24 protein-coding genes and 1 tRNA gene are annotated in these 22,597 nt (G+C 65.7%); 20 read left to right on the plus strand and 5 right to left on the minus strand.

The features are described 5' to 3' along the window. Both aspS and B2527_RS08145 read left to right on the plus strand, forming a co-directional pair. Positions 1-1,344: aspartate--tRNA ligase (gene aspS / locus B2527_RS08140; RefSeq protein WP_293707764.1), on the plus strand; the 1,344-nt coding region annotated here is incomplete at its 5' end. 3 nt (positions 1,345-1,347) lie between these two features. Continuing rightward, positions 1,348-1,869 (plus strand): GNAT family N-acetyltransferase, encoded by a 522-nt coding sequence (locus B2527_RS08145; RefSeq protein ID WP_293707766.1) that lies wholly within the window; start codon positions 1,348-1,350, stop codon positions 1,867-1,869. A gap of 16 nt (positions 1,870-1,885) precedes the next feature. Here B2527_RS08145 and B2527_RS08150 read toward each other — a convergent pair whose 3' ends face one another. Then, positions 1,886-2,932, minus strand: a complete 1,047-nt coding sequence (locus B2527_RS08150; RefSeq protein WP_293707768.1) for a FecR family protein — start codon at positions 2,930-2,932, stop codon at positions 1,886-1,888. Beyond that, positions 2,929-3,468 (minus strand): RNA polymerase sigma factor, encoded by a 540-nt coding sequence (locus B2527_RS08155; protein ID WP_293707770.1) that lies wholly within the window; start codon positions 3,466-3,468, stop codon positions 2,929-2,931. The genes B2527_RS08150 and B2527_RS08155 overlap by 4 nt, the downstream gene beginning before the upstream one ends. A 144-nt stretch (positions 3,469-3,612) precedes the next feature. On the opposite strand from B2527_RS08155, the gene B2527_RS08160 reads away from it, so the two are divergent. The 17 genes from B2527_RS08160 (at position 3,613) to B2527_RS08240 (ending at position 19,974) form a co-directional block, all read left to right on the plus strand. Next, positions 3,613-6,657, plus strand: a complete 3,045-nt coding sequence (locus B2527_RS08160; protein ID WP_293707772.1) for a TonB-dependent receptor — start codon at positions 3,613-3,615, stop codon at positions 6,655-6,657. Positions 6,658-6,693: 36 nt separating this feature from the next. Next, a complete protein-coding gene (locus B2527_RS08165; protein ID WP_293707774.1) occupies positions 6,694-7,362 on the plus strand; it encodes an esterase/lipase family protein in 669 nt (222 codons plus the stop codon). Between the two features lie 63 nt (positions 7,363-7,425). After that, positions 7,426-8,157 (plus strand): YebC/PmpR family DNA-binding transcriptional regulator, encoded by a 732-nt coding sequence (locus tag B2527_RS08170; protein WP_293707776.1) that lies wholly within the window; start codon positions 7,426-7,428, stop codon positions 8,155-8,157. A gap of 73 nt (positions 8,158-8,230) precedes the next feature. After that, on the plus strand, positions 8,231-8,752 hold the full coding sequence (gene ruvC, locus B2527_RS08175) for a crossover junction endodeoxyribonuclease RuvC (protein ID WP_293707777.1): 522 nt from the start codon (positions 8,231-8,233) through the stop codon (positions 8,750-8,752). A 151-nt stretch (positions 8,753-8,903) separates the two neighbouring features. Next, positions 8,904-9,491 (plus strand): Holliday junction branch migration protein RuvA, encoded by a 588-nt coding sequence (ruvA, locus tag B2527_RS08180; RefSeq protein WP_293707779.1) that lies wholly within the window; start codon positions 8,904-8,906, stop codon positions 9,489-9,491. A 39-nt stretch (positions 9,492-9,530) separates the two neighbouring features. Further along, a complete protein-coding gene (locus B2527_RS08185; protein WP_293707780.1) occupies positions 9,531-11,447 on the plus strand; it encodes a potassium transporter Kup in 1,917 nt (638 codons plus the stop codon). Positions 11,448-11,670: 223 nt separating this feature from the next. Continuing rightward, positions 11,671-12,717, plus strand: a complete 1,047-nt coding sequence (gene ruvB, locus B2527_RS08190) for a Holliday junction branch migration DNA helicase RuvB (protein ID WP_293707781.1) — start codon at positions 11,671-11,673, stop codon at positions 12,715-12,717. Further along, the gene (gene ybgC, locus B2527_RS08195; protein WP_293707783.1) at positions 12,707-13,132 is read left to right on the plus strand and encodes a tol-pal system-associated acyl-CoA thioesterase; all 426 of its coding nucleotides are present in this window, start codon (positions 12,707-12,709) and stop codon (positions 13,130-13,132) included. The genes ruvB and ybgC overlap by 11 nt, the downstream gene beginning before the upstream one ends. 20 nt (positions 13,133-13,152) lie before the next feature. Further along, the gene (gene tolQ / locus B2527_RS08200; RefSeq protein WP_293707785.1) at positions 13,153-13,932 is read left to right on the plus strand and encodes a protein TolQ; all 780 of its coding nucleotides are present in this window, start codon (positions 13,153-13,155) and stop codon (positions 13,930-13,932) included. A gap of 38 nt (positions 13,933-13,970) precedes the next feature. Then, positions 13,971-14,399 (plus strand): protein TolR, encoded by a 429-nt coding sequence (tolR, locus tag B2527_RS08205; protein WP_293707786.1) that lies wholly within the window; start codon positions 13,971-13,973, stop codon positions 14,397-14,399. After that, on the plus strand, positions 14,389-15,462 hold the full coding sequence (gene tolA, locus B2527_RS08210; RefSeq protein ID WP_293707788.1) for a cell envelope integrity protein TolA: 1,074 nt from the start codon (positions 14,389-14,391) through the stop codon (positions 15,460-15,462). Before tolR ends, tolA begins: the two co-directional genes overlap by 11 nt. A gap of 177 nt (positions 15,463-15,639) precedes the next feature. Further along, positions 15,640-16,956 (plus strand): Tol-Pal system beta propeller repeat protein TolB, encoded by a 1,317-nt coding sequence (gene tolB, locus B2527_RS08215; RefSeq protein WP_293707790.1) that lies wholly within the window; start codon positions 15,640-15,642, stop codon positions 16,954-16,956. A 64-nt stretch (positions 16,957-17,020) separates the two neighbouring features. Then, on the plus strand, positions 17,021-17,539 hold the full coding sequence (pal, locus tag B2527_RS08220; protein WP_293707791.1) for a peptidoglycan-associated lipoprotein Pal: 519 nt from the start codon (positions 17,021-17,023) through the stop codon (positions 17,537-17,539). Between the two features lie 3 nt (positions 17,540-17,542). Then, complete coding sequence (ybgF, locus tag B2527_RS08225; RefSeq protein WP_293707792.1) at positions 17,543-18,355, plus strand: tol-pal system protein YbgF; 813 nt, start codon at positions 17,543-17,545, stop codon at positions 18,353-18,355. Positions 18,356-18,400: 45 nt separating this feature from the next. Then, on the plus strand, positions 18,401-19,090 hold the full coding sequence (queE, locus tag B2527_RS08230; protein ID WP_293707794.1) for a 7-carboxy-7-deazaguanine synthase QueE: 690 nt from the start codon (positions 18,401-18,403) through the stop codon (positions 19,088-19,090). 78 nt (positions 19,091-19,168) lie between these two features. Further along, entirely contained in the window at positions 19,169-19,837 is a 669-nt protein-coding gene (gene queC / locus B2527_RS08235) for a 7-cyano-7-deazaguanine synthase QueC (RefSeq protein ID WP_293707795.1), read from the plus strand. A gap of 61 nt (positions 19,838-19,898) precedes the next feature. Then, positions 19,899-19,974: transfer RNA gene (locus B2527_RS08240), tRNA-Lys, on the plus strand. A 70-nt stretch (positions 19,975-20,044) separates the two neighbouring features. On the opposite strand, the gene B2527_RS08245 is transcribed toward B2527_RS08240, so the two are convergent. Next, complete coding sequence (locus B2527_RS08245) at positions 20,045-21,073, minus strand: site-specific integrase (protein ID WP_293707797.1); 1,029 nt, start codon at positions 21,071-21,073, stop codon at positions 20,045-20,047. Continuing rightward, positions 21,073-21,288 (minus strand): DUF4224 domain-containing protein, encoded by a 216-nt coding sequence (locus tag B2527_RS08250; protein WP_293707799.1) that lies wholly within the window; start codon positions 21,286-21,288, stop codon positions 21,073-21,075. Before B2527_RS08250 ends, B2527_RS08245 begins: the two co-directional genes overlap by 1 nt. A 92-nt stretch (positions 21,289-21,380) precedes the next feature. Between B2527_RS08250 and B2527_RS08255 the strand changes: the two genes are divergently transcribed. Beyond that, entirely contained in the window at positions 21,381-21,782 is a 402-nt protein-coding gene (locus tag B2527_RS08255) for a hypothetical protein (RefSeq protein WP_293707801.1), read from the plus strand. 23 nt (positions 21,783-21,805) lie between these two features. On the opposite strand, the gene B2527_RS08260 is transcribed toward B2527_RS08255, so the two are convergent. Next, positions 21,806-22,519, minus strand: a complete 714-nt coding sequence (locus B2527_RS08260) for a hypothetical protein (protein ID WP_293707803.1) — start codon at positions 22,517-22,519, stop codon at positions 21,806-21,808. Between the last annotated feature and the right edge of the window lie 78 nt (positions 22,520-22,597).

Genomic DNA, 22,597 nt, shown 5'->3' on the forward strand with positions numbered 1-22,597 from the left:
CGCATCAAGCTGGTGCAGGCCCTGCGCCGTCACCTTGACGAGCGCGGCTTCCAGGACATCGAAACCCCGATCCTGACCAAGGCCACCCCGGAAGGCGCGCGCGACTTCCTGGTGCCGGCGCGCATGCACCCGGGTGAGTTCTACGCGTTGCCGCAGAGCCCGCAGCTGTTCAAGCAGATCCTGATGGTGGCCGGCTTCGACCGTTACTACCAGGTGGCACGTTGCTTCCGCGACGAGGCCCTGCGTGCCGACCGCCAGTTGGAGTTCACCCAGCTGGACATGGAGTTCGCCTTCGTCCGCGAGCGCGACATCCAGGATTTCGTCGAGAACATGATCCGCGCCATCTTCAAGGAAGTGGTGGACGTTGATCTGGCGGCGCAATTCCCCCGCATGACCTGGGCCGAGGCGATGCGTCGCTACGGTTCGGACAAGCCGGACCTGCGCATCGCGCTGGAGCTGGTGGACGTGGCCGAGCTGGTCAAGACGAGCGAGTTCCCGGTGTTCACCGCTGCGGCCAATGACGCCGACGGCCGCGTGGCCGCGCTGCGCATCCCCGGCGGCGCCAGCCTCAGCCGCAAGCAGATCGACGAATATGCCGCCCACGCCGCCAAGTACGGTGCCAAGGGCCTGGCCTACATCAAGATCGCCGACAACGGCGAGGTCAGCTCACCGATCCAGAAGTTCTTCGGCGAAGACGCCTTTGCCGCGCTGCTCAAGCACATTGGTGCCGACAATGGCGACATCGTGTTCTTCGGCGCCGGTGGCTACAACAAGGTCTCCGACTTCATGGGCGCACTGCGCCTGAAGGCCGGCAAGGACTTCGGCCTGGTCGCCGAGGGCTGGGCGCCGCTGTGGGTCACCGACTTCCCGATGTTCGAATGGGACGAGGAAGAGCAGCGCTACGTCGCCCTGCATCATCCCTTCACCGCACCGGCGGTGGACGACGTCGCCGACCTGCGCGCGCACGCCAGGACCGCCGTATCGCGCGGTTATGACATGGTGCTCAACGGCAATGAAATCGGTGGCGGCTCCATCCGTATCCACCGCCCGGAAATGCAGAGCGCGGTGTTCGAACTGCTCGGCATCGGTGCCGAAGAGGCACGCGCCAAGTTCGGCTTCCTGCTGGATGCACTGAACTACGGCGCACCGCCGCACGGTGGCATCGCCTTCGGCATCGACCGTATTGCCGCGCTGATGGCCGGCACCGAGTCGATCCGCGACGTGATCCCGTTCCCGAAGACCACCGGCGCGCAGTGCCTGATGACCGATGCACCGTCGCCGATCGCCGATGCGCAGCTGGCCGAAGTGCACGTGCAGGTGCGTCCGCGCGCCGACAAGGCCTGAGCCTTGGTTGCAGCCGCCAGCATCCGCCGTGCCACGCCCGAGGATGCCGGCGTGCTGTGCGCACTGGCCGAACGTACTTTTGTCGAGACGTTCGGTCATCTGTACCCGCCGCAGGACCTGGCCGATTACCTGGCCACGGCCTATCCGGTCGAACTGCAGCGGCAACAGCTGCAGTCCGGCGATTACGCGGCCTGGCTGCTTGAACAGGGTGGCGCGGCGGTCGGCTTCGCCTTTGCCGGCCCCTGCGGTCTGCCGCATGTGCAGGTGCAGGCCGGGGATGGCGAGCTGAAACGCTTGTACGTGTTGCGCAGCCACCAGAGCGGCGGCCACGGCGGGCGCCTGTTTGCCGCTGCGCTGGACTGGCTGCAGACCCCGGGGCGCACGCTTTGGATCGGCGTCTGGTCCGAGAACTTCGGTGCGCAGCGCTTCTATGCACGGCATGGTTTCGTGCAGGCCGGTGCCTATGAATTTCCGGTAGGCGCTACCCGCGACCGGGAGCTCATCCTGCGCCGGCAGCAGGGCTGAGCCCAGCCGCTGCCGTTCACCGGTACAGCTGGATCTGCTGACCGTCGTTGCGGTTGGATATGCGGTAAGCGGCGTGCAAGGCGTCGAGGAAACCTGCGGTGTCGTTGCTGTGGAACACCCCGCTGATCTTCAGCTGGCGCAGGGTGGCATCATCGACGCGGATCGGCGTGCCGCCGTAGCGGTTGAACTCGGCCACGGCCTGGTCCAACGGCTGCTCATCGAACACCAGCTGACCACGTGTCCAGGCCGGGCTGTCGGCCAGGCTGACGTCGTGCACCTGCACGGCGTTGCCGCTGATCTGCGCGCGCTGGCCAGGCGTCAGCTCGCCGATGACCTTGCCGTCGGCACCGGTCTGGCGCAACTGCACCTTGCCCTCGAACAACGCGACAGAGAGCGAGCCGTCGTGGCGGTCCACCTCGAACCGGGTGCCGATGGCGCGCACGCTGCCGCTGTCGGTGTCCACGCTGAGCGGGCGTTGCGGATCCCTGGCCACGTGGAAGAACGCGCGGCCCTGTTGCAGGGTGATGCGGCGCTCTTTCGCGTCGTAATGCACCAGCAGGCGACTGGCGGTGTCCAGGTCTACCCGGGTGCCGTCGTCCAGATTGAAGCTGCGTTGTTGTCCCGGCGCGGTGGCGTACTGCTGCTGGGCCGGGGGCATCAGCATTTTCCAGCCGATCGCCACCCCGACAAGGGCGGCGGCACTGGCGGCCAGCCAGCGCAGCCGGTGGCGGCGGCGGGTGGTGTTGCGTGTGGGCGGCAATGCCGCGCGGGGCGCGGCCGCGGCTGCTGCCGGATGCGGCGAAGGCACGCTGGCAGGCATGCGTGCGTCGACCTCGGCACTGGCGGCAAAGTCGCCCAGCATCGTCCAGAGCTGTTGCATGCGCTGGTAGGCCGCACGGTGTTCGGGCGCGGCCGCCAGCCAGGCATCGGCCTGTTGCCGGTCATCGGCACTGACATCTTCGGCACGCAGGCGCGCGAACCAGCTGGCCGCCTGTACCTGGACCGGATCGGACGCTTCGTCGTGGTCGTCGTGCATGGGGTCGAGCAGATCGTCGTTGTTCATGGCAGTTCCAGGCGCGTGCTGAAATGCAGCAGGGCGCGCATCATTTGCTTTTCCACAGCGCTGACACTGATGCCCAGCTGGCCGGCGATCGCGCTGTAGGTCAGGCCTTCATAGCGGTTCAACAGGAATACCTGTTGGCAGCGCGGTGACAGTTCATCCAGGTGCTTGACGAAGGTACGCAGTCGTTCGCGATCCTGGTACACGCGTTCGCCGCTGACGGTCTCCGTTGGCCATCCTTCAACCGACTCATCCAGGGGCACATGTTGGCTGACGTGGCGGGTACGGTCGCGGCGGAACCGGTCGCGCAGCAGGTTGCCCGCTATCGTCATCAGGTACGCTTCGATGTTGCTCACCCGCTCGGCCTGGGGATCGCGCATCATGCGCACCAGGGTTTCCTGCGCCATATCCTCGGCATCATCGGGGGTGTTCAGGTGGTTCCTGAAGTAGCGCACCAGGCGCGGACGGTATTGCTGTGCCGTGGCGATGGCGTCCCGGGTTCCCTCAGGTTCCTGCTTGGTTGGCGGCGGCACAGTCATTTTCTGCGAAGTTGGGGTATGTGGCACGGTCAGCTTGAGGCACAGCCGGGGGAAGTGCCAGATGAGGGATTTTCGCGGTAGTGCGTCTGGGCAGGCAGTGGAAGGATAGCCATGGCGTCAGCGGGCGGGTGCGGAAAGCAGGGCATGAGCGCTTGGCGGATACGCGCCGGCGCTGCCGTGGGTGGCTGCCTGCAGCGCGCGCTATGGCTGGGGTGGCTGCTGATGGCACCGCTGCTGGCAAACGCGCAACCCCGCGCATTGCAGTTGCAGGCACAGCCCTTGGCGCGGTCGTTGACCGAACTGGCCAGGACGCTGGATCTGCAGATCCTGGTTCCCCCCGAGCTCACCCAGGGCAGGCAGGCGCCCGCGCTGCAGGGGCAGTACACCCCGGCCCAGGCCCTGCAACGTTTGCTGGCCGGCACCGGCCTGAGCTACCGGCAAGGCGATACCGGCGTCATCACCATCATCGCCCTGCCGGCTACCGCGCCGCGTGTTGCCGGTACAGCAGCGATGGCACCGGCCACCGCCACCTTGCCGGCCCTGTTAACCTCGCTGGCGCCGGTGCAGGTGACCGGCTCGCATATCCCGCGCAGCGTGCTGCAGGCCGCGGCGCCGGTAACGGTGATAAGTGCGCAGCAGATCGAACGCGAAGGCCACCGCAGCCTGGCCGAGGCGCTGGCCACGCATGGGGTAAGCGACTATGGCGCGGAGTCCGAGGGCGCCGGTGGCCGCTTCTCGGCCAATGCCCAACCCTTGAACCTGAAAGGATTGGGGCCGGGACGGGCGTTGATCCTGGTCGATGGCAGGCGGGTGCCGGATTACCCGTTTCCATCGGCCGGGCGCAGCAATTTCCAGAGTCTGGGCAGCATTCCCTTGGCCAGCGTCGAGCGGGTCGAGGTGATGACAGGGGGGGCATCGGCCATCTACGGTGCCGACGCCATCGCCGGTGTGGTCAATATCGTGCTCAAGCGTGGGCGGACGGGGGCGCAGTTGCGCCTGCGCACCGGCAGCAGCAGCCAGGGCGGTGGCAACCAGCTGGACCTGCAATGGGCCCATGGCCATGGCGGCGAAGACTGGGGTGTGGACTACGCGTTGCAGTACACCCGCAGCGGCATGTTGCGCGGCAATCCGCGTGACCTGCATCGCCCGGCGCAAGTTGCTGCGCAACCGGCATTGGCACTTGCCATCGGGCAGCGGCCAGATCCCACCAATATCCTGCTCGCGCCGTTGTTGGCAGGTGCATGTGCGCCCTGGCAAGGGCAGTTCACGCAGTGGAACTACCGGCCTGTGCCCGGCACGCTACCACTGCAGGGTGATAGCTGCGGCAGTTGGGACGGCCCTGGCTACGCTTCGCTCAGCGACGGCGTGCAGGCGTTGTCGGGGCAATTGCACGGGCAATGGCAGCTGTCCGCGGCTACCGGGCTGTGGCTGTCCGCGCAGTATTGGCGGTCGCGCAGCAGGCTGTCCGATGGCATGGAAGTGATCACCGGCCCGCATCTGCGGGCAACCGGCAAGGTCGATCAGTTCCAGGACCAGCGCTTTGGCGTGATCGCACCCTGGCGGGTGCTGACCCCCCAGGAAGTGGGTGGGCTGGCTGCCATGGATGATCGCTACCGCGAGTGGATGCTGGACCTTGCCACGGGCCTGCGCGGCCAGTACGGCTCACATTGGAACTGGAATTTCAGCCTCAGCCATACCGACTACGTCGCCCACCGTGCGCGTCGTCGCCTGCTCGGTGACAAAGTCGATGCGTTCTTCTTCGGCCCGTCCTTGGGGACGACAAGCACCGGCATGCCGATCCGGCAGTTGGACCTGGCGCACTGGTTGCAGCCCATCACGCCGGAAGACTATGCCGCGCTGTCCAGCGTGGTGGACTACAACGCGCAGACCCACACCGATGCGCTGAGCTACAGGGTGAATGGCCGCGTGATGGCGTTGCCCGCCGGCGCGCTGGAAGCGGCCCTGATAATGGAAGCCAACCGCCAGCGTTACCGACTGCGCAGCACCCCCTCGGTGCTGCCCCTGCAACTGGATCTGTATGACCTCACCGGCAGCGTGGGTGATGGCGTCCGTGACCGGCTGGCGCTTGGGGGGGAAGTCCGGGTGCCGTTGACCTCCGCGCTGACCGCCAGCCTTGCCGGGCGTCTGGATGACTACCGCGATGGCACCGGCCTGCCGGTGGCGCGTACCTGGAATGCTGGCCTGGAATGGCGCCCGCTGGCAGGCGTGCTGCTGCGGGCCAGCCACGCCACCAGCTTCAAGGCACCGGACATGCATTGGATATTCACCGGCGGCGGCGGGAGCTTTGGCACCGCGGTGGATGCCACGGCCTGTATCAACGCTGGCGCCAACCCGCGCTGCGAGGGTTACAGCTACGAGTTCCTCACCCGTACCTACCGCAACCCCGCCCTGCAGGCCGAGACGGGGCGATCAACGACCGCTGGTGTGGTCTGGGATGCCAGCCCCGCGCTGACCCTGAGCGTGGACTATTGGGATGTGCGCAACCAGGGCGGCATCGGCCGGGTGTCGCCGGCACAGCTGCTGCGTGACGAGGCCGAATGCATGACCGGGCTGACGCTGGATGGGCGCCCGGTTACGGTGGATACGCAGTCGATGGAATGCCGCAAGGCACGGATGCGGGTGACTCGCAGCGGGGCCAACGGCGGTGGCCAGGTGCTGATGGTCGAGTCGATGCCGATCAACCAATCCTGGCGCCATCTGCGCGGGGTCGATGCCACGCTGGACTGGCGCCAAACCACCGTGCTGGGGGATTTCAGCGCCAACCTGCTGTGGTCGCATACCTTCTGGGCGCAGCGGCGGATGCGTGCGCCAGGCACCCTGCACGATGTGTGGCGCGATGCCAGCGACAACCTGGCGTTCCGCCGCAACCTGCGCGGCAGCTTCGGTTGGCAAGGGCAAGGGGGCTGGTCGGCCAATCTGTTCGGTGTGCGCCATGGCAGCTTGCCGCGTGCCGATGGAAGTGGGCGCCTGCCTGCGCAGCTGCTGTGGAACGCCAATCTCGGCCGACGCATCTCCGACCATGCCGCGCTGACCCTGTTCGTCAACAATCTGCTGGATGCCGCGCCACCACAGGACAGCAGCAATACGGTGTATCCGTATTACTACGCTGAGGTCTACAGCGCGATGGGGCGCGAGTTTGCGCTGCAGCTGGATTACAACTTCGACTGAAGTCCAATCCGCGGCCCATTGTTCTGGCGGACACGGATGGCCGACACTGCCGGCATGTACCTGCACCACCGCCAACCCGAGCGCGTGCTGATCCTGCACGGCATCTGGAATACCCGCTCCTGGCTGCTGCCGCTGGCCTGGCGGCTGCGCAGCCAGGGCTTTGTGGTGGATACCTTTGGCTACCCCAGTGTGTTTGGCGGGCCCGACGTCGCCGTGCCGCAGCTGCTGCAGCGCCTGCGGGGGCGCGGCCCGGTGTCGCTGGTCGGGCACAGCCTGGGGGGGCTGGTGGCACTGGAAGCGCTGCGTCAGGCGCCGCAACTGGAGGTCCCGCGGGTGGTCTGCCTGGGTTCGCCGCTGTGCGGCAGCGGCACTGCACGGGTGATGGCCGACCACGGCTGGGCAGTGGCCCTGGGCCGTAGTGGGGGTCTGCTGCGGCATGGCCTGCCGGACTGGCAGGGGCCAGCCGAGGTGGGGCTGATCGCCGGTTCGGTGGCACATGGTCTGGGCGCACTGATGGGGGCGCTGGAGGGGGAATCCGATGGCACCGTGGGCCTGGCCGAGACCCGTTTGCCCGGCTTGGCCGACCATTGTGTGGTGCCGGTAAGCCATAGCGGGCTGGTGCTGTCACCGCAGGTGGCGGCGCTGACGGCCGGGTTCCTGCGCCAAGGGCGCTTTCCCACCCAGGCGGCTGCAGCGGCGGGCTGACAGGCAAGGGCAGGGGATCGGGTAGAATTACCGTCCTGTTCCTGACAGATGTACGGTATTCCCATGGGTCGAGGTCCTTCCATCGAAGGCCGCAAAAACGCGAATGACGCGAAGCGCGGCAAGATTTTCACCAAGATCATCCGTGAGATCAGCGTTGCTGCTCGCGGTGGTGGGGGCGACCCAAACAACAACCCGCGCCTGCGCGTGGCCATGGACAAGGGCCTGAGCGCGAACATGACCAAGGATGTCATCGAGCGCGCGATCAAAAAGGCCACCGGTGAACTGGAAGGCGTGGAATACGAGGAAGTGCGCTACGAGGGCTATGCCCCGGGCGGCATTGCGGTGATCGTCGACTGCCTGACCGACAACCGCGTGCGCACCGTGGCCGACGTGCGCCATGCCTTCAGCAAGTGCGGCGGCAACATGGGCACCGAAGGCTCGGTGTCGTTCATGTTCAAGCGCCTGGGCGTGCTGAGCTTTGCCCCCGGTGCCGACGAGGAGGCCATCACCGAGGCAGCGATCGAGGCCGGTGCCGATGACATCGTGGTCTATCCAGAAGACGGTGCCATTGACGTGCTGACCGCGCCGGAAGCCTTCCAGTCGGTGAAGGACGCGATGGAGGCTGCCAAGCTGGTCGCCGACCATGCCGAGATCACCTTCCGCGCCGACAACGACATCGCGGTGGATGCCGATACCGCCGTGCAGGTGCGCAAGCTGCTGGACATGCTGGAGGACCTGGACGACGTGCAGGACGTGTATTCCAACGTCGACCAGGCCAGCCTGGAGCGGGCCTGACGGCCCGCCCGGTCCCACCGGGTGAGACGGCGCACGGCCATGCTGTGCGCCGTTTTTTACTGGTAGGCCAGCTATGACCCGCATCCTTGGCATCGACCCCGGCTCGCAACGCACCGGGGTGGGCATCATCGACATCGACGCCAACGGCCGTGCCCGCCACGTCCATCATTGCCCGCTGGTACTGCTGGGCGCTGCCGATTTCCCGCAGCGCCTGAAGGTGCTGGTGCAGGGGCTGCACGCGCTGATCGAGGAGTTCCAGCCACAGGAAGTGGCGATCGAGAAGGTGTTCATGGCCAAGAACGCCGACTCGGCGCTCAAGCTGGGGCAGGCGCGCGGGGCGGCGGTGAGCGCGGTGGTGATGCGCGACCTGCCGGTCAGCGAGTACGCCGCCACCGAGATCAAACTGGCGGTGGTAGGGCGCGGTGGTGCGGAAAAGCAGCAGGTACAACATATGGTTGGGCTGATGCTCAACCTGCAGGGCAAATTGCAGGCCGATGCCGCCGATGCGCTGGCGGTGGCCATCACCCACGCGCATGTGCGCGCCACCGCCAACCGGCTGGGCGTGGACGTGCGTCAGGCTTGGAGTCGCAAATGATCGGGCGTAGGGAGTTGGAAATGGAGAATGGGAAAGGCATCAGCAAAGGCAAGGCAAAGCCGGGTGCGTACGCGTTTGTAACCGCGCGCCGGGAGTCGCTTGTCGATTCCCAAAGCCCCATTCCCCATTCCCCTGTCCAGAGGGCAACCCCATGATCGGTCGACTGCGCGGCATCCTGGCCTACAAGGCACCGCCGTGGCTGGTGATCGACGTCAATGGCGTCGGCTATGAGCTGGAGGCGCCGATGAGCACCTTCTATGACCTCCCCGATGTCGGCCGCGAGGTCATCCTGTTCACCCATTACGCGCAGAAGGAAGACAGCGTCTCGCTGTATGGCTTCCTGCGCGAGGGCGAGCGGCGGCTGTTCCGCGATGTGCAGAAGGTATCCGGCATCGGCGCCAAGATCGCGCTGGCGGTGCTGTCCGGGGTCAGCGTGGACGAGTTCGCGCGGATGATCCAGGCCGGCGACATCACCGCGCTGACCCGCATTCCGGGCATCGGCAAGAAGACCGCCGAGCGCATGGTGGTGGAACTGCGCGACCGCGCGGCCAACTTCTCCGGCGGCGGCGCGCCCATCGCCGGGCAGTTGGGCAACGACCCGGTGTCCGAGGCCACGGTGGCCTTGCAGCAGTTGGGTTACAAACCGGCAGAAGCGGCCAAGATGGCGCGCGATGCGGCGGGCGAGGGCGATGATGTCGCCACCGTCATCCGCAAGGCGTTGCAATCGGCGCTGCGTTGACACTCCCTTACGGCCACATGACGGCAACCTGAGAACGCCATGTCCCATGCTTCCTCCTCGTCCGAGTCCCACGGGCACAACCACGGCCAAGGTGCCGCCGGTGGCCTGGCCCTTGTCGTGGGTGCCATCGGTGTCGTCTTCGGCGACATCGGTACCAGCCCGCTGTACACCCTGAAGGAGGCGTTCTCGCCGCACTACGGGCTCAACAGCGACCACGACACCGTGCTGGGCGTGCTGTCGCTGGCGTTCTGGGCCTTGAACATGGTGGTCACACTCAAGTACGTGACCATGATCATGCGCGCCGACAACGACGGCGAGGGCGGCATCATGGCGCTGATGGCGCTGGCCCAGCGCACCCTGCGCAATGGCTCGCGTTCGGCCTATGTGGTGGGCATTCTGGGTATCTTCGGGGCCTCGCTGTTCTTCGGTGACGGCGTGATCACCCCGGCCATTTCGGTGCTGGGCGCGGTCGAGGGCCTGGAGGTGGCAGCGCCGGGGCTGGGCCACTTCGTGGTGCCGATCACCTTGGTGGTGCTGGCGGCGGTGTTTGCCGCGCAACGCTTTGGTACGGAGAAGGTCGGCAAGGTGTTCGGGCCGGTGATGAGCCTGTGGTTCCTGTCATTGGCGGCAATCGGCATCTGGAACGTGATCGCCGCGCCGGAAGTGCTCAAGGCCTTCAACCCGATGTGGGCGGCACGCTTCTTCATGGAGCATGGCTGGCACGGCATCTTCATCCTTGGTGCGGTGGTGCTGGCCGTCACCGGTGGCGAGGCGCTGTACGCGGACATGGGCCACTTCGGTGCGCCGCCGATCCGCCACGCCTGGTATTTCTTCGTGCTGCCGTGCCTGGTGCTCAACTACCTGGGGCAGGGCGCGCTGGTGCTGCAGCGGCCCGACGCGGTGGCCAATCCGTTCTTCGAGGCGGTGCCGCAGTGGGCGCTGATCCCGATGATCCTGCTGGCGACGGCGGCGGCGGTGATCGCCAGCCAGTCGGTGATCACCGGTGCGTTCTCGGTCTCGCGCCAGGCCATGCAGCTGGGTTACATCCCGCGCATGCGCATCCTGCATACCTCGCACGACACCATTGGCCAGATCTATATCCCGGGCATCAACTGGGGCCTGGCAGTGATGGTGTTCGGGCTGGTGCTGGCCTTCCGCAGCTCCAGCAACCTGGCGGTGGCCTATGGCATCTCGGTCTCCGGCACCATGCTGATCGATACCCTGCTGCTGGCGCTGGTGGCCCGCGTGCTGTGGCCGCGCGCCCGCCACGCCATCATCGCGCTGTGCGTGGTGTTCCTGGTGATCGACCTGGGCTTCGTCATCGCCAATGGCGCCAAGCTGCTGCAGGGCGCCTGGTTCCCGCTGGTGCTGGGCCTGCTGCTGTTCACCATGATGCGCACCTGGCGGCGTGGCCGCGAGCTGCTGCGTGACGAGATCCGCAAGGACGGCATCCGCCTGGATACGTTCCTGCCGGGGCTGATGCTGGCGCCGCCGGTGCGGGTGCCGGGCACGGCGGTGTTCCTGACCGCCGACCCTGCCGTCGTGCCGCACGCGCTGATGCACAACCTCAAACACAACAAGGTGCTGCACGAGCGCAATGTGTTCCTGCATGTGGAGACCTTGAACATCCCCTATGCGGCGGAGGGCCAGCGCCTGCGCATCGATTCGGTGGGTGATGAGTTCTACCGGGTGCAGGTGCGCTACGGCTTCATGGAAACGCCGGACATCCCGCTGGCGCTGATGCGCTCCTGCGATCACGGCGGCATCTATTTCGACCCGATGGACACCACCTTCTTTGCCAGCCGCGAGACCATCGTGGCCAGCGCCAACCGTGGCATGCCGATCTGGCGCGACAAGCTGTTCGCCTTCATGCACCGCAATGCGGCGCCGGCCACCGGCTTCTTCCGGATCCCGGGCAACCGGCTTGTCGAGCTGGGGGCGCAGGTGGAAATCTGAAGGGCAGGAGTGAGTGAAAAGGAGTGAGCAGCGAGAAAGGGCTGGAGCACGCCCTTTCTGTTGCTGCCGGGTTGGCGCGCAGGGTGGCGACAACGCCTTGGAAAGCATGGGCAGACCATTGCAGCCCACTTTCTCTTGCTTCTCACTCCTCTTCACTCACTTCTCGTCTCTCCTCCTCCCAAACAAACTCCTATTTCCGCATGGCTGGACGTAACATAGCCGGATGACTGACGACCGCATCATCGGCGCCGGCGCCACCCGCGAGGATGACGCCGCCGACGCCAGCATCCGCCCGCGCAGCCTGGCCGACTACCTCGGCCAGGCGCCGGTGCGCGAGCAGATGGATATCTACATCCAGGCTGCCAAGACACGCCATGAGGCGCTCGACCATGTGCTGATCTTCGGCCCGCCCGGGCTGGGCAAGACCACGCTGAGCCATGTCATCGCCAACGAGCTGGGGGTGGCGCTGCGCGTCACCTCCGGGCCGGTGATCGAGAAGGCGGGCGACCTGGCTGCGCTGCTGACCAACCTGCAGCCACACGATGTGTTGTTCATCGACGAAATCCACCGTCTTTCGCCCGTGGTCGAGGAAGTGCTGTACCCGGCGATGGAAGATTTCCAGATCGATATCATGATCGGCGACGGCCCTGCCGCGCGCTCGATCAAGCTCGACCTGCCACCGTTCACCCTGATCGGCGCCACCACCCGCGCCGGCCTGTTGACCGCGCCGCTGCGTGACCGCTTCGGTATCGTGCAGCGGCTGGAGTTCTATTCGGCCGACGAGCTGACCCGCATCGTGCGGCGTTCGGCAGGCATCCTCGGCATTGATTGCAGCGCCGAAGGTGCTGGCGAGATCGCCCGCCGATCGCGTGGCACCCCGCGTATCGCCAACCGGCTGCTGCGACGCGTGCGCGATTACGCGCAGGTCAAGGCTGGCGGGCATATCGACCAGGCGGTGGCCCAGGCCGCCATGCAGATGCTCAAGGTTGATCCGGAAGGCTTCGACGAACTGGACAGGCGCATGCTGCGCACCCTGGTGGAATATTTTGATGGTGGCCCGGTCGGCGTGGAGTCGATGGCCGCAGCCCTGTCCGAGGAGCGTGGCACGCTGGAAGACGTGGTCGAGCCCTTCCTGATCCAGCAGGGCTTCCTGGTACGCACCGCGCGTGGCCGCATGGCCACCAGCAAGGCCTACCGCCACCTGGGGCTCAAGCCCAAGGCCGCCCCGGCTTCGGCCGATCTGTTTGCGGAGCAGCGCGATGACGATTGAGGCCCGGTTCAGTTGGCCGACACGCATTTACTGGGAAGATACCGACGCTGGTGGCGTGGTCTACCACGCTCGCTATGTGGCTTTCATGGAAAGGGCCCGGACTGAATGGATGCGCGCGCTGGGTTATGGGCAGGAGTCCATGCGCTGTGGTGACGGGCAGGTATTCGTGGTCCGCTCCATGCACCTGGATTTCATCAAGCCGGCCAAACTGGACGATGCGCTGACCACCACGGTGGAACTGCTGCAATGCCGGCGCGCCAGCCTGCTGATGGCGCAGACGGTGGAACGCGATGGCCAGGTGCTGGCTGCCGCACAGGTACGCCTGGCCGCCGTCGGTGCCCGCGATTTCCGCCCGCAGGCCATTGACGACACGCTGTACGCAACGCTTAAACCCCTTCAAACACAAACCGCTTAAGCAATACTGAGGAAGATCGGATGATCGCTTTGCTTCTGGCCCTGCAGGCCACCGTGACCGAGGCCCTGCCGGCCGATGTCAGCGCCGCTGCCGCGCAGACCGTGGCGCAGGCCAGCCATGGCGGCGGCATCAATTACCTGGACCTGATGCTCAAGGCCAGTATCCCGGTCAAGCTGATCGTGCTGCTGCTGCTGGCCGGCTCGTTCATCAGCTGGGTGATCATTTTCCGCAAGGCGCGCGTGTTCAAGGCCGCCGACCGTGAAGCCAGCGATTTCGAGAACCGCTTCTGGTCCGGTGCCGACCTGGGCAAGCTGTATGCCTCGGCCACCGACCGCAACCGTCAGGTGGATGGCCTGGAAGCCATCTTCGAGTCCGGTTTCCGCGAGTACACCCGCCTGCAGGGCCGCCGCGCTTTCGATGGGCGCACCCAGCTGGAAGGCGCCCAGCGCGCCATGCGCACCACCTACGCCCGTGAAGTCGATGGCCTGGAGCGCAACCTGGAACTGCTGGCCAACATCGGTTCCACCGCCCCCTACGTGGGCCTGGTCGGCACCGTGTTCGGCATCATGGTGACCATGCACGACATGATCAGCAGCGGTGAGCAGGCCGGTATCGCCTCGGTGGCCCCGGGTATTTCCGAAGCCCTGTTCGCCACCGCCATTGGCCTGTTCGTGGCCATCCCGGCGGTGTGGGCCTACAACCGTTTCACCACCCGCGTCGAGCGGCTGTCGGTGCGCTATGAAACCTTCGCCGAGGAGTTCAGCTCCATCCTGCAGCGCCAGAGCGGCGGCGAAGAGTAAGTGCGCCAGCGCCTTCCTCTGACCGCAGGAGCCCAACCATGACTGCCGCCATTCCCCGTCGCAAGCGTCGCAAGCTCAAGTCCGAGATCAACGTCGTGCCTTACATCGACGTGATGCTCGTGCTGCTGATCATCTTCATGGTGACCGCGCCGCTGCTGACCCTCAGTTTTGAAGTAGACCTGCCCAGTTCCACCGCCAAGGCGCTGGAAAGCAAGCAGGATCCGATCATCGTCTCGGTGCGTGCCGACGGCCAGATGAGCCTGAAGCTGCCCGAAGCCAAGGACCCGCAGGCCATGGATGCGGGCGCGTTGCAGGCGCAGCTGGGCGCGTTGGCGTCGCAGAACAAGGAGCTGCGCGTGATCGTGGCTGCCGACAAGAGCGTGGCCTATGAAAAGGTCATGGACGCGATGGACGTGATCAAGGCTGCGAAGATTGAAAAGGTGGGTCTGGCGACCGATGCACGCTGACGCACTGCCACCGCCGCACGACAACCGCAACAAGTGGGGCCTGCCGGTCGTACTGGCCCTGCTGGTGCACCTGCTGGTGGCGGCGATCTTCATCTTTGCCTGGCTGTGGTCGCCTGCGCGCAATACCGAGGCGGCGGCTGGCGATCCCGCGCTGGAAGCCAATATGCAGCTGTCCGCCGCCGAAGCCTCGGCCGCGCGGCAGGCCCTGCGTGCCTCCGAGAAACTGCCGGATCTGCCCGAGCCGGTGGAAGAAGCCCAGCCCGAGCCGGTGCCGGAAGACACCGTGCCGCCGCCGCAGCCCATCCCCGAGCCCAAGCCACAGGACGCGCCGACCCCGCAGCAGCACAACGCCCAGGAGCGCATCGCCCAGCCGGATACGGTGGATCAGGAGCGCGTCAGTGCCCTGGCCATTTCCCAGGAAAAGGCCAGGCAGGAGCAGGAAGCCAAGCGCCGCCAGGAGCAGATCGACCTGACCGAGCGCAAGCGCGTGGAAGAGGCCGAGCAGAAACTGCGCCTGGCCAAGCAGCAGGAAGAGGCTGATCGCCAGAAGAAGCTGGCCGACCAGCAGCGCCAGGCCACCGAGGCCCGCGCCGAGCAGGAGCGCCAGCAGAAGATCGCCGAGATCCGCCGCAAGCGCGAGCAGGCCGAGCGTGAGGCCAAGCTGGCCGAGCAACGCCTGCGCCAGGTGGCCGATGCCCGCGCCCGTGCGCAGGCAAGCGCCACCAGCAGCGGTAGCAGCGGCCCCAGCACGCCATCGCCGGGGCAGGGCGGTACCAGCAATGACCTGACCGCCAAGTACGCCGCCGCCATCCAGCAAGCCGTGCTCAATCAATGGGTGCGCCCGGATTCGATCCCGCGAGGCCAGCGTTGCCGCCTGACCATCCGCCAGTTGCCCGGCGGTGAAGTGGTCAGCGTCGAGTTCGCCCCGGGTTGCCCGTATGACGAAGCCGGCAAACGCTCGGTGGAAGCGGCGGTGCTGCGCGCCCAGCCGCTGCCGTACCGCGGCTACGAGTCGGTGTTCCAGCGCAACCTGAATTTCAACTTCGAGGCGCAGGATCGCTGATGCCGCACCAGCCCGCCTGCCTGCAGGCGGGTTGTTTCGTTGGAAACTGAATTTAATGGGCTAGTCTTGCCGCTGGGGGGCTGGATTTCACGCATCCTTCGTTCACGATTGCGAAAATGTTCATCCCGTTGCTGCTATCCCTCTTTATCCCTCTTCATTCGTACTGCTGAGCGCCCCATGAAGAAATTGCCTCGCTGGCTGCTTGCCCTTACTGCCCTGATGCTGCCGTTGGCGGCCATGGCGCAGCAGAAGGGTCTGGAAATCGACATCATCGGCGGCAACGCCTCGGCCACCCCGATCACCGTGGTGCCGATGCCTTACCAGGGGGCGTCCGCGCCCAATACCGACGTGGCTGCCGTGGTACGTGCCGATCTGGACCGTTCGGGCCAGTTCCGCAATCTGCCCGAAGCCCAGATCGTTGAACGCCCGACCCGCGGCAGTGAGGTGCAATACCCCACCTGGCGTGCGCTCAAGCAGGACTATCTGGTCGTTGGCCGGGTGCTCGACGCTGGTGCCGGCGCCTACCGCGTGGAATACGAACTGTTCGATGTGGCCAAGGGCGAGCGCATGCTGGGCCTGGCAATGACTGCCCGTTCCAACGCCATGCGTGACGTGGCCCACCAGATGGCTGACGCGATCTACGAAAAGATCACCGGTGTGCGCGGCGCCTTCTGGACCCGCATTGCCTACATCACCGCCAGCGGCAGCGGCGCCAACATGCGCTATGCGCTGATGGTGGCTGATTCCGATGGCTACAACCCGCAGACCATCGTGCGTTCGGCCGAGCCACTGTTGTCGCCGAGCTGGAGCCCGGACGGCCGCAAGCTGGCTTATGTCAGCTTCGAGCGCGGCAACTCGTCGATCTATGTGCAGGACATCGCCACCGGTGGCCGTGAGTTGCTGACCAGCTTCCGTGGCATCAACAGCGCCCCGGCGTTCTCGCCCGATGGCCGCCGCCTGGCGCTGGCCCTGTCACGCAGCGGCAACCCGGAAATCTACGTGATGGACCTGGCCAGCAAGCAGCTGACCCAGCTCACCAACCACTTCGGCATCGACACCGAGCCAACCTGGTCGGCTGATGGCGGTTCGGTCTATTTCACCTCCGACCGTGGTGGCCGCCCGCAGATCTACCAGGTCTCCTCCAGCGGCGGCAGCGCCAACCGGGTGACCTTCCAGGGCAACTACAATGCCAAGGCCAGCGTTTCCTATGACGGCAAGAAGATCGCCGTTGCGCAGGGTGCCGGCAGCAGCTATAAGATCGCGATGATGGACAGCAGCCTGGGCGCGCCGCGCTGGAGCACGCTGTCGCCGGGCTCGCTGGACGAATCGCCCAGCTTTGCCCCCAACGCGAGCATGGTGTTGTACGCCGCCCGCGAAGGCGGGCGTGGGGTGCTGTACGAAGTATCTGCTGACGGCCGTGTGCGTCAGCGCCTTGTGCTTGCTGATGGTGATGTCCGGGAACCCGCGTGGGGCCCATACCGCACCGCGCGTTGAGAAAATGTTAATATCCCACTCGCATTAAAACCCAACATTGGCCCAGGAGCCTTTAGGTATAGCCATGAACAAGTCCACTCGTGTTTTGCTCGTTTCGCTGCTGTCCGTAGCCGCGCTGGCTGGCTGCTCGAAGAAGGTCAAGGAACAGCCGGCGCAGCCGCCGGTTGATACCGGTTCGACCACCCAGCCGACCGGCCCGTCCACCTCCGGCCTGTACGGCCCGGGCGACCTGGACACCGACGCTTGCCTGCGCCAGCGCGTTGTCTACTTCGACCTGGACCAGGACACCGTGAAGCCGGAATTCCAGGCCATCATGGCTTGCCACGCCAAGTACCTGCGTGACCGTCCGTCCTCGCGCATCACCCTGCAGGGCAACACCGACGAACGCGGCAGCCGCGCGTACAACCAGGCTCTGGGCGAGCGTCGTGGCAATGGCGTGAACTCGGCACTGCAGGCCAACGGTGGCTCGGCTTCGCAGCTGACCGTCGTGTCCTACGGTGAAGAGCGTCCGGTGTGCACCGATTCGAACGAGTCCTGCTGGTCGCAGAACCGTCGCGTCGAAATCGTCTACACCGCGCAGTAATCGATGCGTACCAGCATCAAACTGATGCTCGCGGTCGCGGCAGCCCTCGGGGCTGCCGCACCCGCGTATGCACAGCGGCAGAGCCTGGCGGACCGGGTCGGCGCACTTGAGGCGCAGGCCAACAATTCCCAGGCCAACACCGACATGCTCAACCAGTTGCAGGCGCTGCGCAGCGAGATGCAGACCCTGCAGGGCACGATCGAACAGCTCCAGCACGAGAACGAACAGCTCAAGCAGCGCAACCGTGATCAGTACCTGGACCTGGACGGTCGCCTGAACCGCCTGGAAGGTGGCGCGGGTGCCCCGGCGGGCGACAGTGCCCCTGTATTGCCGGCAGCCGCTGCGGCCCCCAAGCCTGCAGCGGCAACCACCGGCGAGCGCGCACCCACCGTGCGTGGCGATGCGGGCAGCCTGGCCTCGGCAGGTGACGAGCGTGCGGCCTACAACGTCGCATTCGATGCGTTGAAGGCCGGCAACTATGCCGACTCGGCGCAGTTGTTCCAGAGCTTCCTGGAGCTGTATCCCAACGCGGCGTACACCCCCAATGCCCTGTATTGGCTGGGTGAGAGCTTTTACGCCACGCGCAATTTCAAGATGGCCGAGGCGCAGTTCAGCGATCTCGTGGCCCGCTATCCCACCCACGACAAGGCAGCTGGCGGTTTGTTGAAGCTGGGCCTGTCGCAGTTCGGCGAAGGCAATGCAGCGCAGGCGCAGCAGACCCTGGAACAGGTGGTTTCCCGTTTCCCCGGCAGTGATGCGGCCCGTACCGCCCAGGATCGTTTGCAATCGATCCGGCTCGGCCAGCAACTGCGTTGATATAGCGCCGCACGCGCCTGCCTGGCGCGGAGCGGTGGAATGCCCATGAACGCTCCCAGCGCCGCTGTCCCCAGCGAGATAGTCCAATCGCCGTTGCCGCGGTTGAAGATCACTGAAATTTTCCTGTCCCTGCAGGGCGAAGCCGACACCGCAGGTTGGCCCACCGTGTTTGTGCGCCTTACCGGCTGTCCGCTGCGGTGCCAGTACTGCGATACCGAGTACGCCTTCCACGGCGGCAACTGGTGGGACATCGACGACATCGTCGCCGAGGTGCTCAAGCAGGGCGTGCGCCATGTCTGTGTGACTGGCGGCGAGCCGCTGGCGCAGAAGCGTTGCCTGGTGTTGTTGCAGAAGCTGTGCGATGCCGGCTTGGACGTGTCGCTGGAAACCTCCGGTGCATTGGACATAGCCGCGGTGGACCCGCGCGTGTCGCGCGTGGTGGACCTGAAGACCCCCGATTCGGGCGAAATGGCCCGCAACCGGCTGCAGAACATCCCATTGCTGACCGCACGCGACCAGCTCAAGTTCGTGATCTGCAGTCGTGGCGATTACGACTGGGCCAGGCAGATGCTGGCCGAGCATGACCTTGCGGCGCGCTGCATGGTGTTGTTCTCGCCCAGCAAATCGCAACTCAGCCCGCGTGATCTGGCCGATTGGATCGTCGCCGACCGCCTGCCGGTGCGCTTCCAGATGCAACTGCACAAATTGCTGTGGGACGACGCGCCGGGCTATTGAGCCGGCGGCCTTCGCCCCGATCGTTTACCCCGGCGCGGGACAGCGTGCTGGCATTCCTCTCCCAACCGGAACGCAACAATGAAGAAGAAAGCAGTCGTGCTTCTTTCCGGCGGCATGGACTCTGCCGCCGTCGTCGCCATGGCCCAGGAACAGGGCTTCGAGGTGTACGCCATGAGCGTACGCTACGGCCAGCGCCATACCTCCGAACTGGAAGCAGCCAAGCGCGTGGCCAGCGCCCTGGGCGTGGCCGGGCACAAAGTGGTGGACGTGGACCTGCGCAGCATCGGCGGTTCGGCGCTGACCGATGACATCGACGTGCCCGAGGCGGGTGGCGCCGGCATCCCGGTCACCTACGTGCCGGCCCGCAACACCATCATGCTGTCACTGGCGCTGGGCTGGGCCGAGGTGCTGGGCGCCAATGACATATTCTGTGGCGTCAACGCCGTGGACTATTCGGGCTACCCGGATTGCCGCCCCGAGTTCATTGCTGCCTTCCAGGCCTTGGCCAACCTGGCCACCAAGGCCGGTGTCCAGGGTGCGGGCATCAGCGTGCATGCGCCGCTGCAATACCTGAGCAAGGCGCAGATCGCCGCCGAGGGCCAGCGCCTGGGCGTGGACTTCGGCCTGACCGTGTCCTGCTACCAGGCCGACATGGATGGCCGGGCCTGTGGCCACTGCGATGCCTGCCAGCTGCGCGCGGACGGGTTCCGCGCCGCCGGCCTCGCCGATCCCACGCATTACGTCTGAATTCCGATTTTGCGAATGATGGGGTAGAATACGCGCCCCGGCTGCGGCCGGGTCTTTGTTTGGGCCGTTAGCTCAGTCGGTAGAGCAGAAGACTTTTAATCTTTTGGTCGAAGGTTCGAATCCTTCACGGCCCACCAGCATTACCAAGGGTTCGGAGCAATCCGGAGCCTTTTTTTATGCTCCGCAAAAATGCGGCCGCTCCGCAAATCACTTTGTTGGGGTGGTCACAGCGCCCCGGCGCTTGCGCACATAAATCTCCGTGGTGGTGACCGACTTGTGGCCCAGCTGCTGCTGCGCCTGGCGGATGTCACCAGCGGAATCGGCCTTGTCGGTACCGGCCTTGGCGCGCAGGTCGCGGAATTGAAACTCCGCCTTGGGGATGCCCGCCAGCTCGCGGGCGCGGTCGAACCGGTAGCGCAGCGCATCCTTTCCGATCGGCAGCCAGTCCTCGCCCAGCAGCAGCCGCGTGCTGATTGGCGTGCCGTCCGGTGGGCGACGGGCCAGAAGCCGGTCAATCAGGACCTTCAGCTCCCCGGTGATGGCTATCCGCATCAGCGCTTTCGTTTTCCGCTGCTGCAGCACCAGCATGCCGTCCTTGATGTTCCTCCGGTCCAGCTCGCGAACATCAGCCGGGCGCTGGCCTGTCAGGTACGCCAGGTCCATGGCGTCCTTCAGCACTTGGTCTGCGGCCTCATACACGCGTTGCAGGACATCATCCTCAACGTACACCCCGCGGCCTTCCTCCCGATTCCTGTTCACGCCGGCACAGGGGTTTGGCAGGTCGGTGTAGCCCTTTTGCCGGAACCAGTTCCACATATGGGAGAGCAAGGATTTCTCCCGGTTTGCGCTGACCGGGGCAGCCTTTCGCCACTGCAGGTAGTTGAAGACGTGCGTGGGTCGGATCGCATCGAGCGGGCCAGGCGGGTCATCGAAGAATCGAAGCAGCATGTCCAGCTCGCGCAGATTGGCGCGCTGGGTTCCCTCGGCTTTGCCGGGGATCACTTCGACTCGGTAACGCTCGGCTGCCTGGCGGAAGGTCAGCTGAGCATGCGCAGGGATGGCGGCGGCGCGTTCCAGCTGCGCCCACTTCTGGATGGCAAGGCCGTAATCGCTGCCAAGCGGGGTTTCCTTGCGCGGCTTACCGCCATGGTCGTAGTAGTAGTGGATCACGCCGGATTTCTGCTTTCGGGCGCGAAAGCGGGGGATTGCGCCGCTCTTGGTTGGCTTCCTACCCATCACGCTGCCTTGTTCGGTTTCCAGGCGGGGGTTTCCACCTTCGGACCTGCATCCTGCCGGCCTTCAATTGCGGACCACAACACTACCGGCCAGCCGTGCGCGTCCAGGTAGTGCCGGATTCCATTGTTCCGTAGGAACTCGGTCTGCCGTTTGCGCTGCGGCGTCCTCGTCAGGTCCTTGATGTCGTCTCGGGACAGGTACGGGCTATCGGCCATGTTGCTCTCCTTCCAGCGCCGCGCGGGCGCTCTTGTTGTGTCGCTCAAACACGACTCACCTCCTGATACCGCTTGGCGCTACGATCCGCGCCATGCCAACCAACCCCTACAGCCAACACACCCGAGAGCAGCTGTACGCCGCGGCGCAGAAGCGTGCGGCAAAGCTGCTGGACGGCCCGCACTCGGACACCGGCCACCTGCTGCTGTCCATGGCCATGGAGCTGCACGATGCACGGATGGCCACACGGGGCCCGGGCGGCGACCTGAAGGGTGCCGGCACGCTCATAGACGCGTACGGTCCGCGAATGAAGCTGCTGCTGCGGAACGCACGGCATGAGGTACTGCTCGATGCTGCCGATGTCGTACTGGGTCCGAAGGCCCGGGCGTGGCTCAATCCTGGCTACTACGAAGGCAGCCCTGTTCAGCGGGGTATGGCGTCGGATGCCGGCCTGCTGGAAGTGCTGGCCGAGCTTGAGCTGCTGAGGAAGCGATAGATCATGCGATCTACGATTGACGGTCATGCGGCTTGCTCCAGTTGCTGAGCAACAAACGTCCGGTGCGCCGCCAGAGTCGAAAGGATGTGATCCCCCCATTGCTTCGCCATCGCCGCGGCTACAGCAGGATCAAACCGGGAGCGCTCTTTCTCACGCTCCGGCCCTGGGGGCATGCGGTGGCAGCGGGCGACGATCTCGCCGTGCTCCGCCAGCACCTGTGCCTTTGTGTGCGTCGGCACCAGCGCCGGCAGGCTCTTCAGCCACAGCGTGGCGCCCTTGGTGTACGGGCTGCCGAAGTCGTAGGGCTGCACGGTCTGCGTCGGCCGGCCCAGCACGCTCATGGCCAGCCCGTGGGGCTTGGAGTTCTCGCAGCCGATGAACTCGACGGGCGCGGCCATGAGGTCGGAGAACAGCAGCGCCCCTTCCAGGAAGTCGCGCATCCGGTTGGGGTACTTCGGGTGCCGCCGACGGTCAGGCTGCGGCAGCGCAGTGTCATCAGGGTGGTACATCCAGCGGATGCCGGCCAGCGTGTTGAAGGTGCAGTAGGGGTGGGCAATCATTGCCGCCCAGCGGCCGGGCTGCAGGTGGTTCCGGATGTCGTCCTGGATGTGCCAGCACGGGTCGCCCTCGCTCGGCCGCAGGTCGCAGGAATAGGTCTCGAAGCCGCGGGCACGGAACGCGCTGGCCACCGTATCGCTGTACTCACACGCGACCAGGATTGGCAGTAGCTCACGCATCGCTCGCCTCCTGCTTTGCCGTAAAAACAGAGTCATCCTTTACAGCAACTTCAGTCGTCGCATCGCTCGCCTCCTGCG

This window comes from Stenotrophomonas sp. UBA7606, from assembly GCF_002477705.1.
In the GTDB taxonomy this organism is placed as follows: Bacteria; Pseudomonadota; Gammaproteobacteria; order Xanthomonadales; family Xanthomonadaceae; genus Stenotrophomonas.